Source organism: Allocatenococcus thiocycli, from assembly GCF_921292965.1.
In the GTDB taxonomy this organism is placed as follows: Bacteria; Pseudomonadota; Gammaproteobacteria; order Enterobacterales; family Vibrionaceae; genus Vibrio; species Vibrio natriegens.
Map to the genome: position 1 here is coordinate 1 of NZ_CAKLCK010000007.1, position 15,092 is coordinate 15,092.

Below are 15,092 nucleotides of genomic sequence, written 5' to 3' on the forward strand. Positions count from 1 at the left end.
ACCTGACCGAAACGACCAAAACCCGCGATGATAACCCGTGGACGACGGTCGACCACATTGCTGGTGACGCTTTCCTCTTCTTGGTTAAGCGTATGTGCAAACCACTTCTTTTGTCCCATCAAAATGAGCGGTGTGGTCACCATAGATAAACTGACCACGACCAACAAAAACGCGACTTGCTGTTGAGTTAAGATGCCTTCCTGGCTCGCCGCTGTGAAAATCACGAACGCAAATTCCCCGCCCTGGCTCAAAATGGCCGCCATACGGCTACGTGCTTTTGTGCGAACACGAGCAGCACGCGCCAGTGCGTACAGAACCAACCCTTTCACCGATACCAATACCACAACTGCAGCAAGGATCTCCAAAGGTTGCAGAGCCAGTAAACCAAGGTTCACCGCCATTCCAACTGCGATGAAAAACAACCCGAGTAACAAACCTTTAAAAGGCTCGATAGCTATTTCCAACTCATGACGATATTCACTTTCCGCCAGTAGCACACCCGCCAGAAAGGTGCCAAGCGCCATCGATAAGCCCAGCTTTTGCATCACAACCGAAATGCCCAGAACAACCAATAACGCTGCAACGGTAAATAGCTCACGCACACCGCTCATGACAACAAATCGAAACAGAGGGCGCAGCAAGAAGTGGCCGCCAATCAGTAACGCAATAACGCTGCCGAGCACCGTCAATACATCTAACCAATCTCCGCCGGTTTGCCCCCCGGCTAACAGAGGCAGTATGGCCAACATCGGGATGACGGCAATATCCTGAAACAGAAGGACTGCAAAGCCTGACTGCCCGGTTTCCGTGCCATTCAGCCCTTGCTCATCAATCACTCTCAACGCAATAGCGGTTGAAGACAGCGCCAGTCCCATCCCAATCACCAGGCTCACTTGTATGCTCAGCCCGAACAAACTGACAATACTGCCGATAACAAATGTGGTCACCACAACCTGCGCACCACCAAGTCCTAAAATCGGCCCTCGCATCTGCCACAGTTTTTTGGGATTCAATTCGAGGCCAATTAAGAACAGCAGCAATACGACCCCGAGCTCAGCAAAGTGCAAAATTGCATCTACATCACTGATCAACCCTAATCCCCATGGGCCAATCAAGACGCCCGCTAATAGATAGCCCAGCACCGAGCCCAAACCAAGTCGCTGGGCGAGTGGTACGGCGATAACCGCAGCGGAAAGGAACACCACACTGCTTTGAAGAAACTCACTGGTGACTGCCATGCTGAACTCCCTGTTCGTTTGCTGCGTTCCAGTCTTTCAAAGGATCGCCCAACCATCGACGATACTGCTCCGCATGGTCATAACGCTCAATATCGGAGACATTTCGTGACCAATACAGAACCAGAGGTTCCAGCCAATGCATTTGACACAGTGCCGCAGTCAACTCAAATGGCTGAAGAATCTGCTCTAACGGATATTTGTTGTAGCCTTTAGTACTGAATGCTTCCTCTTTGCCGCCCGTGGTGATCACACTGCGCCAGTATTTCCCTTTCAGAGCGCAACCATCTCCGAATGCAAAGCCTTTACCAAGCACACGATCCAGCCACTCTTTTAACAAAGCAGGACAGGAATACATATAAAGAGGATGATGAAATACGATCACATCATGCGCCATCAGGAGCTCATGTTCGTGGCTAATATCAATAAAGAAGTCTGGATACGCACCATACAGATCGTGCACCGTTACGTGATCAAGCGATTGAATTCTCTTTATCATCACTTGATTGGCAATCGAGTTATAGGGTTCTGGGTGTGCATAGATAACCAGAACTCTTGGGGGGCTAGACGCTGTTACAGCCAAATGGTCGTCCTTGTGGTCATTTTTATCCGTTATCAAAATGTTATACGTTTTTGTGCAGCATAATGCAATTCGTGCGCAGAGATCGACTTTTAGCGCCAATACCCCTACTATTCACCGCTAGATAACGACCTTAGTGACAAAGCAACGCGCACTGCGCAAAGTGAATGACGACTCTATGATTACCTTTTCTGATATTCAGTTACTGCGTGGCGGTAAACCTCTTTTAGATCAAGCTTCTGCGACTATCCATCCCGGAGATAAAGTCGGCTTAGTGGGCAAAAATGGCTGTGGTAAGTCCACCCTGTTTGCTTTGCTAAAAGACGAACTGTCCATTGATGCCGGCTCGTTCAGCCAACCACAGCACTGGGAACTGGCATGGGTAGCACAGGAAACCCCGGCGCTGGAACGCAGTGCATTAGAGTATGTCATTGATGGCGATCGTGAATTTCGCGGCCTTGAACAGCAACTCGAAGCGGCTGAAGAGCAAGACAACGGTACTCTGGTTGCGGAAATTCACGGCAAAATCGAAACCATTGGTGGTTACAGCATTCGCGCCCGTGCAGCAGAGTTGCTTGATGGCTTAGGGTTCAGTCAGGAACAGATGAGCTGGAGTCTGACTCAATTTTCTGGTGGTTGGCGTATGCGCCTTAACCTGGCTCAGGCGCTGCTTTGTCGCTCAGACTTACTGTTGCTCGATGAGCCAACCAACCACTTGGATTTAGATGCGGTAATGTGGCTGGAACGCTGGCTACAAAACTACCCGGGTACGCTGATTCTGATCTCGCACGACCGTGATTTTCTCGATCCTATCGTTGGTCGCATCATTCACATCGAGAACCAGCAGCTGAATGAATACACGGGCAACTACTCGTCATTCGAAAACCAGCGCGCACAAAAAATGATTCTGCAGCAAGCTATGTACCAAAAGCAGCAGAAGCAGATGTCGCACATGCAAAGCTACATCGACCGATTCCGCTACAAAGCGTCCAAAGCACGTCAGGCGCAAAGCCGTATTAAAGCACTGGAACGCATGGAAAAAGTGCTACCGGCACAGTTCGATAACCCGTTCAGTTTTGAATTCCGTGAGCCTGCCGCTTTGCCAAATCCAATCATGATGATGGATGATGTCTCGGCAGGCTACGATGACAACTTAATTCTGGAGAAAATCCGCCTTAACCTCGTCCCGGGTAGCCGCATCGGTCTACTCGGTCGTAACGGCGCGGGTAAATCAACGCTGATCAAACTGCTATCTGGCGAGCTCAAAGCACAAGGCGGCGACCTGACCTACTCACAAGGCGTGAAGATTGGCTACTTCGCTCAGCACCAGCTTGAAACTCTCCACCCGGAAGAAACGCCGCTGCAACACATGATGCAAATCGCGCCGGATCAAACCGAGCAACAATTGCGTGATTATCTGGGTAGTTTTGGCTTCCAGGGTGATAAAGCGCTGGAGAAGGTCGCACCATTCTCTGGCGGTGAAAAAGCACGTTTGGTGTTGGCATTGATCGTTTGGCAGAAACCAAACCTGTTACTACTCGATGAACCAACCAACCACCTAGACTTAGACATGCGTCAGGCATTAACGATGGCGTTGCAAACGTTCGAAGGCGCAATGGTGATCGTGTCGCACGACCGCTACCTGTTACGGGCAACGACAGATGACTTGTATCTCGTTCATGACCGCCAAGTTGCGCCATTTGATGGTGACTTAAATGACTACTACAAATGGCTAACAGAGCAACAAAGAGTTGAGCGTAAAGAGGCGCAGGCATCACAACCCGCAAAGGACACCGCCAACAGTGCCTCTGCCAAAAAAGAGCAGAAGCGCCGCGAAGCCGAATTTCGTAAACAAACGGCACCAATTCGCAAAACGCTGACACAATTAGAAAATAAAATGGATAAGTTGGGTGCAGCACTAGCAAAAGCAGAAGAGCAATTGGCGGATAACTCACTGTATGATGCCGAAAATAAAGCTAAACTAAATGAAGTGTTAGCGCTTCAATCATCGAGCAAATCAGAGCTCGAAGAAGTTGAGATGGAATGGATGTCTGTTCAGGAAGAGTTAGAGCAGATGGAGCTAGAGTTTAATCAATGACAAATAAGCACGCAGAATACACCCTTACCTTAGAGCATCTATGGCAATTCAGTTTGCAGTTTTATGGTGTGCGGGAAGTAAAAGAAGCGTGCTTATCATTACAAAACAACTATCACGGCAACGTGAATCTGTTACTGCTGCTCCGATGGCTCGACGAGCAGCAGCTTATCTTCCAAGAAAAAGACTGGCATTTGGTTCAAAGCTGTCTAGGCCGAAGTGAGACCTTACTACACTCTTTTCGCGACCTGCGACGCCACCTCAAATCTCAAGTCAATGATGCATTATATCGCGAAACGCTGCAGTTTGAGCTTCAGCTAGAAAAACAGCAGCAATCCGATTTAGTCGACTGCATCAACTCGCTCAGCCTGATAAAAAACGACGGTGATCCTCTCACGCTCAGATATTGCCGTCAGTTAGGCGGTGAACATTTACAACAAGCTTTTGCTATCCCAGTGCCAAATATTCACCCGCCAAAGCATCCATAAATTGCAATAAACAACGTGGAATGCTGGTTCCTTGAACTGGCTCCGGTGACAACACTCTGAATCCTGCATCTTGAAGTCATTTAGGTATAAAGTACCTATAATATTTATAAAGGATTATATTAATAAGTTCTCCCATGGATGTTGGAGGACGCATAAGAGCAGTTAGGTATGACACAATTTTTAGCAGCCGCTGGGATGAAAAACCCACACCTCCAGACCCTTCTACCACGCTTTATTCGTAAAAAAGCGTTGTTTGCCCCTGTCTGGCAAACGCTGGATACCACGGATGGCGATTTTCTCGATATCGCCTGGAGTGAAGATCCAAACAAAGAAACCGCGCAGCACAAACCTATTTTTATCCTGTTTCACGGCTTGGAAGGCTGCTTCTACAGCCCGTATGCCAACGGACTCATGAACGCGTTTGCTCAGTCTGGCTGGCTTTCGGTGATGATGCACTTTCGTGGCTGTAGCGGGAAGCCAAACAAAAAAGCCCGCGCTTATCACTCAGGAGAAGTGACAGACGCTCGCTTTTTCCTTGAACATCTTGAAAAGCAATTTCCGGACAACCCTAAAGTCGCCATTGGTATTTCCTTAGGGGGGAACATGCTGGCAAACTACTTAGCGCAATATCCAGATAACCCGATATTGAAAGCGGCAACGATTGTGTCTGCTCCTCTCGACTTAGCGGCTTGCGCTAACCGCATTGAACAGGGTTTTTCCAAGGTTTACCGCCGCTATTTGCTTTCATCTTTAAAACGGAACGCCTTACAAAAGCACACGTTACTCCATGGTGAGCTGGCGCTCTCTTACAATTCAATCAAGCGTGTCACGCGCTTACAAGAGTTCGACGATTTGATCACCGCCCCTCTGCATGGGTTTAAAGATGCTCAGGACTATTACACCCAATGCTCTGGGTTGAGCAAGTTACAACAAATAAAATTGCCGACGCTGATCATTCACGCTAAGGATGACCCATTTATGACTGATGAGGTTATCCCTAAGTTTGTACTGCCCGCCAATATTGACTATCGCCTGTATGAGCACGGCGGCCATGTTGGTTTTATCTCAGGGTCTGCATTAAAGCCGAAGTTTTGGCTCGAAGAAGCGTTGCCATCCTATTACGAGAGTATCGCTGCGGATCACCTTTCTGCTGTATCGAAACGTAAGACACAGTAGACTTGGAGAAGTTGGCCTTTAGAACTGATTTTTTGCTGAAAAGGTCAACAAATCCTACCCATTCGTCATAAAATTTTGAGGTATTTATGATCATTCCTTGGCAAGACATTGCGCCAGAAACACTGGAAAACCTGATTCGTGAATTTGTTCTGCGTGAAGGGACAGATTACGGCACGCTGGAAGTATCTCTGCAAGATAAGATCGACCAAGTTAAATTACAGCTAGAGAAAGGCGAAGCGGTTATCGTGTATTCCGAACTGCATGAAACGGTGGATATTCAATTAAAAGCAAAGTACTAGGTTCTTTTCCCCAAGCCCTTCACACTTTACCGTACCCCACCCGATGACAAGCCGTTGTTACGTGCTATAGTGGACCATCACTTGTGCAGTAGATGCCTGCTGCACTTAAAGGAAAGTAATTTTCGACAAGGTTTGTCATGTCAGCTAAACACCCAATTATTGCAGTTACCGGCTCATCCGGAGCCGGCACGACCACTACATCTGAAGCCTTCCGTAAGATGTTCAATATGATGAACGTCAAACCAGCCTGGGTTGAAGGTGACAGCTTCCATCGCTTTACTCGCCCGGAAATGGATATCGAAATTCGTAAAGCGCGCGAGCAAGGCAGACACATCAGCTACTTTGGTCCTCAGGCCAATGACTTTCCTGGCTTGGAAAAGTTTTTCCGCCAATATGGCGAAGAAGGTACTGGCAGCATACGTCGCTATCTGCACACCTTTGATGAAGCAGTACCGTATAACCAGATGCCAGGCACTTTCACCCCGTGGCAAGACCTACCAGACAACAGCGACGTACTCTTCTATGAAGGGCTGCATGGTGGCGTGGTCGATGGTGAAGTGAATGTATCGCAACATGTCGATTTTCTGATTGGCATGGTACCGATTGTGAACTTGGAATGGATCCAAAAATTCGTCCGGGATACGCGTGACCGCGGCCACTCAAGAGAGGCCGTCATGGACTCCATCGTACGCTCGATGGATGACTATCTGAATTACATTACTCCGCAGTTTTCACGTACTCATATCAACTTTCAGCGCGTGCCAACCGTGGATACATCGAACCCACTCAACGCGAAAGGCATCCCGAGTCTGGATGAAAGTTTTGTGGTCATTCGACTACGTGGGATCAAGAATGTCGACTTCCCTTACCTGTTGGCCATGATTGACGGCTCGTTTATGTCACGTCACAACACGATAGTCGTGCCGGGCGGTAAGATGAGTTTTGCAATGGAGCTGATCGTGAGGCCTATCCTACAACAACTGATAGAAACAGGAAAAATTGGCTAAAAATCTCGCTTTCGGAGTGTTTACTTTTCATACCGTGATCATGTGCACAGTTTTGCGTACAAAATAGCAACCATGGCACGATTAAAATCAAGAAATCATCCTAGAAAAAGGATACTATTTCTTACCGAAACACAAGATAGCTTGCAGCATATAAAAAGTGCTCTTATTCTAGTAAGCCTGATTCAGGCTTAGCTAAAATATGGATAGCGCAAGCGTACCCTGCAGAGGAAGTGAGATATTATGGTTCTAGGTAAACCTCAAACCGACCCGACATTAGAGTGGTTTCTTTCACACTGTCACATTCATAAGTACCCTTCAAAGAGCACGCTGATTCACGCAGGTGAAAAAGCTGAAACCTTGTACTACATCGTTAAAGGTTCTGTTGCGGTTCTTATCAAAGACGAAGAAGGTAAGGAAATGATCCTTTCTTACCTAAACCAAGGAGACTTTATTGGTGAACTTGGTCTATTCGAGGAAGACCAAGAGCGCACAGCTTGGGTTCGAGCTAAATCTCCTTGCGAAGTTGCTGAGATTTCTTTCAAGAAATTCCGTCAGCTTATCCAAGTAAACCCAGACATCCTAATGCGTCTTTCTGCGCAGATGGCTCGTCGCCTTCAAGTAACCAGCCAAAAAGTGGGTGACCTAGCGTTCCTAGACGTAACTGGTCGTATCGCTCAGACGCTTCTGAACCTTGCAAAACAACCAGACGCGATGACTCACCCAGATGGCATGCAAATCAAGATCACTCGTCAAGAAATCGGTCAAATCGTTGGCTGTTCTCGTGAGACAGTTGGTCGTATCTTGAAGATGCTAGAAGAGCAGAATCTAATCTCTGCGCACGGTAAAACTATCGTAGTTTACGGTACTCGTTAATCTAAGATTCGAGTAACGCAAATAAAGAATAAAGCCACCAATGGCAACATTGGTGGCTTTTTATTTAGGTTAGGAAAACGTATTGCTAGCCGAGAAGGCCTTAACCGTTAGTGCTCTCAAAGATTTTATCAGCCGAAGCTGCAACAAAACCCGGATAAAGCTCACCATTGTCCATTGGGTAGCGTTTCGCGAATTCGTAAAAACCACCCGGAATGATTTCAGAGCCTTCAGTAAAGTTAACCGGCACTTTATCTGCCATGGTTGAAGACTGCTCAAGCAAGACTTCAGGCGAGCCTTTCACTTCGCCACCCGACTCGTTAATCACAAATCCAGCTTGGCGTAAGTGATCGTTCACTTGCTTCACTTCATCATGCTGATTCAGTTGATTTACACTGACCGTGAAGTGGTTAGCGCCGTATCCATGAGCCGCCAGCCAGGACGCGTATTCACTCTCTTTTGCCAAAACCTGGTAATCTGCAAAACTGAGATCCCATAAGCGGCCGCCATGTAAAAATGCGCTATCTGCGAGTTTATCTGCATCCACTTGTGCTGCCAGTTTAGCAACAATCGCTTGTAGCTCTGGCGAACACTCTTCTACTTTAAGCTCACTGATGAACACTTTAGGCTGTTTTGGGTCTGGGTGCTCGTAGTGCTTAGCGACCAGCTTTTTGCTTTCAAATACATAGTCACCACACGCCTTGTAACCAATCGCTAGAAATGGCTTCGCCAGCGTCTCAATGCCAAGAGGCTCAACATTGAATGTGCGCAGTGCAATATGGTCGTTAATCAAAGGCTCATCTTCTTGAAGAAGTTGATGAACTTTAGCAGCAGAGGGGCAAAGACGCTGAATGTAGTCTTGCCATAAAGATTCAAATAACACATCAGGGGTCATAACGGCTCCTTGTTACGAGATGTAGGGTAAGAATGTTGGCGGCTCGTTCACAGCCAATACCAATCACAGTAAGTAAGAGAGCATAAATAACGTAGGAAAAACGTTTGAGAACAAGACAGAATTTTCGATAAGTAGTTACTCTACAATCAAAAATTCTAACGCAGTTATCGAGCGTTTTAACAAGTTAGAATGGTCAGTTATTTACTACGATTGGTATAACACTGTCCAGAATAATGAACGAGCAGCCTAACCTGTGATGAAGTATCAGTCAGTCGTACACTCATTTTTTAATTATTTTCATGCCGACCTCATTAAGACTCCATACTTTAATGATGCATCGGCAATCCGAGCCACGAAGTACCGTCGTGGCTCTATTGTTGAAACTTAAAGTTCTACACCTGGGCTCAATGTCGCAGGAAGCAGTGTTTCGCCACCTTCCATTGATGCCATTGGGTAAGCACAGTAGTCAGCCGCGTAGTATGCGCTTGGACGAAGGTTACCAGATGCACCAGGACCACCAAACGGCGCGTCACCACTTGCACCGGTCAACTGACGGTTGCGGTTTACGATACCAGCGCGGATGTGGTCGACAAAGTATTCCCACTCTTGGTCGTCGGTTGAAACCAAACCTGCTGAAAGACCAAAGCGAGTATCATTCGCCAGTTCCACTGCTTTTTCCAAGCCTTCGTAACGTACAACTTGCAGCAGTGGGCCGAAGTATTCTTCATCTGGCAACTCAGCGATATTAGTCACATCAATGATGCCCGGAGAAACAAACGCCGCTTCACCTGCTTTCGCTTCGATTAGGCTCTCTCCACCCAGTGACTGTAGGTTAGCTTGCGCATCAAGAATGAACTTCGCCGCCGCAACAGAAATTTGTGGTCCCATAAACGGTGCTGGTTCTGCAAATGGTTGGTCTACGCGAATCTTATTCGTCGCTTCAACCAATTTAGTAATCAATGCATCACCTTTTTCACCAAACGGTACGTACAGGCGACGAGCACAGGTACAACGCTGGCCAGCACTGATGAATGCAGATTGAATGATGGTGTAAACCGTTGCGTCTAGATCACCGTAGTTATCAGAGATAACCATTGGGTTGTTACCGCCCATTTCTAGCGCTAACATTTTGCCAGGTTGACCTGCAAATTGGCGGTGCAGAATGTGGCCAGTGTTTGCACTACCGGTAAATAGGACACCGTCGATGCCTTTCGCATCCGCTAGGGCAATACCAGTCTCTTTCGCGCCTTGAACCAGGTTAATCACACCTTTAGGCAGACCTGCTTCTTCCCACAGTTTCATCGCCAGCTCGCCAGTCCAAGGCGTTTGCTCTGATGGCTTGAATACAACTGTATTACCAGCTAAAAGAGCAGGAACAATGTGGCCGTTTGGCAGGTGACCTGGGAAGTTGTAAGGGCCAAATACCGCCATCACGCCCAAAGGACGGTGACGCAGAACGATTTGGTTACCCGCAGCTTCACGCGTTGCTTCACCAGTACGCTCATGGTAAGCGCGGATTGAAATTGCGATCTTACCTGCCATTGCTGCCGCTTCTGTGCGGGTTTCCCAAATTGGTTTACCCGTTTCTTTCGCGATCACTTCAGCAATTTTTTCGCTGTTTTCTTTCACTTTTTCTGCAAACGCCAGCACGATGGCTTCGCGCTCTGCAAATGGACGATTTTTCCAGTCAACAAAAGCAGCACGAGCCGCCGCTACAGCTTGGTTTACTTGCTCAGCCGTCGCACCTTTGCCGTGCCAAATCACTTCCTGATTGTATGGAGACAGTGACGTAAACTCTTCACCCTGACCCTGTACCCATTCACCTGCAATCCAATGTGTCATTGTTACTATCCTTAAATTCTGTCGTCTGTTACTGCGGTAGAAGGCGAACGAAGTCCCCTTCCTCGACTAAAAGTGCGTCGGCAAGTTCTGGTGCTAGTACAACACTCTGTGTTTCAGGGTCATACGCTGCTTTTGCTGCTGCGGCACGGAAGTTCTCGAATGATGCGTTACACATCAGGAAGTCTTGCGTGCTGTTATGCGCTGCGATTTTTACGCGAGCACGGAACGAATGACGCACAGATTCTACATTGCGCAGATCGCACTCTACCGTTGGACCTGCATCGAAAATGTCGACGTAGCCACGGTTAGTAAATCCTTCACGCTCCAGAAGTTTGAGTGCCGGACGTGTTTTGTCGTGCACCTGGCCAATCACCGCTTGTGCTTCTGGGCTGAGTAAGTTGATGTAGATTGGCAGCTTAGGCATTAAGTCCGCGATAAAGCCTTTCTTACCAATACCTGTCAGGTAGTCCGCAAGAGTGAAGTCAATCGAGAAGAAGTGTTCTTGTAACCACTGCCAGAATGGAGAATTACCATTTGCATCAGAGACACCACGCATCTCAGCAAAAATGGTTTCAGAGAAACGCTCTGGGTGCTCTGCCATCATTAAGAAACGGCATTTAGACATCAGGCGACCATTCAGACCCTGGCGGAATTTCTCACGCAAGAAAAGAGTACAGATTTCGCTGTTACCCGTGTAGTTATTACCAAACGTCAGCAACTTCACTACATTATTCACGCCTAACTTAGGCGATGAGTGAACGACTTTACTGATGTGGTAAGAGTAGAAAGGTACATCCCAACCAATAGATGCTTCGATTCCGGTCGTACCTGCAACTTCACCCGTTTCAGAGTCAAAGCCGACCATTAGGTAGCCTTCATCACCCGGCTCATTTACGTCCGGTTTGCTAAAGCTGTACTCTGAATGTTTGATTCGATTGGTTAACAGTTCTTCGTTAACCGGTAGAGATGTAAATCCGTGACCAGACTCAACCGCACAAGTGTGCAGCGAATCATAATCCGACATCGCGATAGGGCGAACTACTAGCATCAATACTCCCTCCAGATGCAAGAAAATCCTAATAAACCTTAACCAGGGATAAGAAAGGCGCAACAAATGCAACTGTCATTTCGTTACTAAAGCCTTGAGTCGGTGCTGACTGGCTTAAATTATCCCGAGTTAAGGTTATTTATATTTTAGGAAAAACTCCCCCGTCAGAAATCCTTAACGGGGGTAAATACGTTGACGTTTATTCTGTTGTATCGCTTACACTAAAGTCGCGATCGCTTTATCCAGTTTCGCCAAACCTTCTTCAATTTCTTCTTGTGTAATAACCAGTGATGGTGTGAAACGCACGACGTTCGCGCCCGCAATCAGTACCAACAGGCCTTCTTTACCCGCAGCGACCAATACATCACGTGCGCGACCTTTCCATTCTTCGTTTAGTGCTGCACCTAGTAATAGGCCTTTACCACGCACTTCTGAGAAGATGTTGTATTTTGCGTTGATCGCTTCCAAGCCTTCACGGAACATTGCTTCACGCTCAAGAACGCCAGCCAATGTTTCAGGCTTAGTGACTTCGTTTACCACCGCTTCGGCTACTGCACATGCCAGTGGGTTACCACCGTAGGTTGAACCGTGAGTACCAACTTTAAGGTGCTCAGCCAGTTTTGCCGTTGTTAGCATTGCGCCGATAGGGAAACCGCCACCTAGTGATTTCGCTGTGCTTAGAATATCTGGTGTGATGCCAAGACCTTGGTACGCGTAGAAGTGACCTGTACGGCCGTTACCTGTTTGAACTTCATCAAAAATCAATAGTGCGTTGTGCTTGTCACACAGCTCACGTACTGCTTGAGCAAATTCTGGTGTTGGTGGCACGATACCGCCTTCACCTTGTAGTGGTTCCATCATCACTGCACAGGTACGGTCTGAAATGTGCGCCTGAAGTGCTTCAATGTCGTTGTATGGTAGGTGTGTTACGTCACCTGGCTTAGGACCAAAACCATCAGAGTAAGCTTCCTGACCGCCAACCGTTACCGTAAAGAACGTACGGCCGTGGAAGCCTTGTTTGAATGCGATGATTTCTGATTTTTCAGGACCATGTACATCGGCAGCGTAACGACGAGCCAGTTTTAGTGCCGCTTCGTTCGCTTCTGCGCCAGAGTTAGCAAAGAAAACACGCTCAGCAAAGCTCAATTCTGTCAGCGTTTTAGCCAGACGCAGAGCAGGCTCGTTAGTCATTACGTTACTTAGGTGCCAAAGCTTCTTGCCTTGCTCAGTTAACGCTTCTACCATCGCAGGGTGACAATGACCCAGACAGCTCACCGCAATACCACCAGCAAAGTCGATGTATTCATTACCTTCCTGATCCCAGATACGTGAACCTTCACCTTTAACTGGGATCATTTCCATTGGGTTATAACAAGGTACCATCACCTCATCGAATAAACCGCGCTCTACTTTAATTTCCGTTGTCATCGCACATTCCTTCTTAATACCGCATGCTTAGCAGATAAGCGAACTTAATCGGTTCCCTTTACCAGCAAATAATGTTTTGCATTTAAGCTATCGCGGCATTGTATTTACATTCAATTAACCATTTCAATAGTGATTTATTCTTTTTACATTGACTCAAAACTGCCAATAATCACCACTCGTGATTATTTATGCATGAAGAAACAAAAATAGCGAAGATTTTTTTTATAAAAGGCTGGTAATACAGGAGCTAGAAGAAGAAAAAAGAAATGAATAAGGCGAGGCAGAATAGTGAAACGCATAGTTTTGCAATCCACTCATACCGCCTAAAAGATGAATTATTTGTTAAGAAAAGTGATCAAGATCAGATCAGTTCACGCGCTAGAAAGTTTGCCAGCAGTTCATGGCCCTGTTCTGTTTTGATAGATTCAGGATGAAATTGCACCGCATCAATGGGCAGTGTCTTATGTTGGTAGCCCATGATTTCATCCATACTGCCGTCTGGTAGTTCTGTCCAGGCGGTCAATTCAAACACATCAGGTAATGTTCCATTCTCAACCACAAGAGAGTGGTAGCGCGTCACAGTAAGAGGATTATTGAGGTTTTTAAACACACTGCGGCCATTGTGACGTACCGGAGAGGTTTTGCCATGCATCACCTGTCGCGCACGTACCACATTGCCACCAAAAGCCTGAGCAATGGCTTGATGCCCCAAACAGACACCCAGAATTGGCAGCTTACCTGCAAAGTGCTTAATCGCTTGTAACGAGATCCCCGCTTCGTTTGGCGTACAAGGACCAGGAGAGATGACTAAGTGAGTCGGATTAAGTGCTTCAATTCCCTGAATATCGATTTCGTCATTGCGCACTACCTTTACCTCTGCGCCAAGTTCGCAAAAATACTGATAAAGGTTATAAGTGAAAGAGTCGTAGTTATCGATGATCAACAACATAAGGTGTCGCTTGCTCCCAATCCGTTTGGCATTACCGTCTCAACCACACTTTTGTGATATATGGAGGGCGGTATTTTGCAACACCAAACCAGAAAGGCAAGTTTTTACTGAATAAAAAGCCCGTATATGCTCACACGCGAAGTCTATTCACGGTCAACAGATCAAAAAAAGCTCCGCATTACGGAGCTTTTTAGAAGACGGTGTACTTAACGCTATGACTATGGACGAGTCACAAAACCTACCGCTGCGTAAGCTTTCTTCAACGTCTCTGCTGCACGAGCCGATGCTTTTTCTGCACCTTGCTTCATCACTTCATCCATATAAGCACGATCGGCACGAATACGGTGGTATTCAGCCTGAATTGGCTCAAGCATAGCCACAACCGCTTCACCAACGTCTTTCTTGAACGGACCGTACATTTCTACACCTTTGTACTTCGCTTCGATTTCTTCAAAGCTCATACCTGTCGCCGCTGAGTACAAGCCCATTAGGTTTGCGATACCCGCTTTGCTCTCAATATCATGACGAATGCTTGGTGGTGTTTCTGTGTCTGTTTGCGCTTTGTTGATCTTCTTAATGATCGACTTAGGCTCTTCAAGCAGCGTGATAACGTTCTTACGGTTATCATCTGATTTCGACATCTTCTTAGTCGCGTCCTGAAGGCTCATTACGCGCGCATTTACCGTCGGGATATATGGCTCAGGAACCGTAAAGATTGGGCTCTCTGGCGAATAGATGTTGTTGAAACGCGTTGCAATATCACGTGCTAGCTCAAGGTGCTGCTTCTGGTCGCTGCCTACTGGTACCTGATGTGCACCATAAAGCAGAATATCCGCAGCCATAAGCACTGGGTAATCAAACAAACCAACATTCACGTCGTTCGCGTAGCGAGCTGATTTGTCTTTAAACTGAGTCATACGGCTCAGCTCACCCATCTGAGTGTAACAGTTAAGAAGCCAACCTAGTTGAGCATGCTCTGGTACGTGTGACTGAACGAATAGCGTGCTCTTCTTAGGGTCAACACCCACAGCCAGACAGATCGCCAGTGCATCCAGAGTTGCTTCATGTAGCGCTTTAGGGTCCTGACGAACCGTAATCGCATGAAGGTCTACTACACAATATTGGCAATCATAATCGTCTTGCATCTGGTGCCATTGACGTAGAGCACCCAAGTAGTTAC

At 47.1% G+C, this 15,092-nt stretch carries 14 protein-coding genes; 6 read left to right on the plus strand and 8 right to left on the minus strand.

What is annotated here, in order from left to right:
* Positions 1-1,238, minus strand: a 1,238-nt coding sequence (locus L9Q40_RS03875; protein WP_498792134.1) for a monovalent cation:proton antiporter-2 (CPA2) family protein, incomplete at its 3' end; no start/stop codon positions are given.
* The gene (kefG, locus tag L9Q40_RS03880; RefSeq protein ID WP_014233183.1) at positions 1,222-1,818 is read right to left on the minus strand and encodes a glutathione-regulated potassium-efflux system ancillary protein KefG; all 597 of its coding nucleotides are present in this window, start codon (positions 1,816-1,818) and stop codon (positions 1,222-1,224) included. The genes kefG and L9Q40_RS03875, both read right to left, overlap by 17 nt.
* Before the next feature lie 175 nt (positions 1,819-1,993).
* Between kefG and L9Q40_RS03885 the strand changes: the two genes are divergently transcribed.
* From L9Q40_RS03885 to crp, 6 genes are all read left to right on the plus strand, one after another.
* Positions 1,994-3,913 (plus strand): ABC transporter ATP-binding protein, encoded by a 1,920-nt coding sequence (locus L9Q40_RS03885; RefSeq protein WP_498792144.1) that lies wholly within the window; start codon positions 1,994-1,996, stop codon positions 3,911-3,913.
* The gene (locus L9Q40_RS03890) at positions 3,910-4,398 is read left to right on the plus strand and encodes a TIGR02444 family protein (RefSeq protein WP_014233185.1); all 489 of its coding nucleotides are present in this window, start codon (positions 3,910-3,912) and stop codon (positions 4,396-4,398) included. The genes L9Q40_RS03885 and L9Q40_RS03890 overlap by 4 nt, the downstream gene beginning before the upstream one ends.
* 168 nt (positions 4,399-4,566) lie before the next feature.
* Positions 4,567-5,574: a hydrolase gene (locus tag L9Q40_RS03895; RefSeq protein WP_498792137.1), complete on the plus strand. Its 1,008-nt coding sequence runs from the start codon at positions 4,567-4,569 to the stop codon at positions 5,572-5,574.
* 86 nt (positions 5,575-5,660) lie between these two features.
* Positions 5,661-5,873: a YheU family protein gene (locus L9Q40_RS03900; RefSeq protein ID WP_014233187.1), complete on the plus strand. Its 213-nt coding sequence runs from the start codon at positions 5,661-5,663 to the stop codon at positions 5,871-5,873.
* Positions 5,874-6,010: 137 nt separating this feature from the next.
* Positions 6,011-6,880 carry a phosphoribulokinase gene (locus tag L9Q40_RS03905; RefSeq protein WP_014233188.1) on the plus strand — a complete coding sequence of 290 codons (870 nt, stop codon included), beginning with the start codon at positions 6,011-6,013 and terminating at the stop codon, positions 6,878-6,880.
* A gap of 240 nt (positions 6,881-7,120) precedes the next feature.
* Positions 7,121-7,753 (plus strand): cAMP-activated global transcriptional regulator CRP, encoded by a 633-nt coding sequence (crp, locus tag L9Q40_RS03910; RefSeq protein ID WP_005381432.1) that lies wholly within the window; start codon positions 7,121-7,123, stop codon positions 7,751-7,753.
* Between the two features lie 100 nt (positions 7,754-7,853).
* Here the strand turns inward: crp and L9Q40_RS03915 are convergent, their stop codons facing one another.
* The 6 genes from L9Q40_RS03915 to trpS form a co-directional block, all read right to left on the minus strand.
* The gene (locus L9Q40_RS03915) at positions 7,854-8,645 is read right to left on the minus strand and encodes a DUF1338 domain-containing protein (RefSeq protein ID WP_065297461.1); all 792 of its coding nucleotides are present in this window, start codon (positions 8,643-8,645) and stop codon (positions 7,854-7,856) included.
* A gap of 384 nt (positions 8,646-9,029) precedes the next feature.
* On the minus strand, positions 9,030-10,487 hold the full coding sequence (astD, locus tag L9Q40_RS03920) for a succinylglutamate-semialdehyde dehydrogenase (RefSeq protein ID WP_014233190.1): 1,458 nt from the start codon (positions 10,485-10,487) through the stop codon (positions 9,030-9,032).
* A 28-nt stretch (positions 10,488-10,515) separates the two neighbouring features.
* Positions 10,516-11,535, minus strand: coding sequence for an arginine N-succinyltransferase (gene astA, locus L9Q40_RS03925; RefSeq protein ID WP_014233191.1), 1,020 nt, complete (start codon positions 11,533-11,535; stop codon positions 10,516-10,518).
* A 216-nt stretch (positions 11,536-11,751) separates the two neighbouring features.
* Positions 11,752-12,963, minus strand: coding sequence for an aspartate aminotransferase family protein (locus L9Q40_RS03930; protein ID WP_014233192.1), 1,212 nt, complete (start codon positions 12,961-12,963; stop codon positions 11,752-11,754).
* A 361-nt stretch (positions 12,964-13,324) separates the two neighbouring features.
* On the minus strand, positions 13,325-13,912 hold the full coding sequence (locus tag L9Q40_RS03935) for an aminodeoxychorismate/anthranilate synthase component II (protein ID WP_014233193.1): 588 nt from the start codon (positions 13,910-13,912) through the stop codon (positions 13,325-13,327).
* 218 nt (positions 13,913-14,130) lie between these two features.
* The coding region (gene trpS, locus L9Q40_RS03940; protein WP_498792142.1) for a tryptophan--tRNA ligase at positions 14,131-15,092 on the minus strand (962 nt) is incomplete at its 5' end.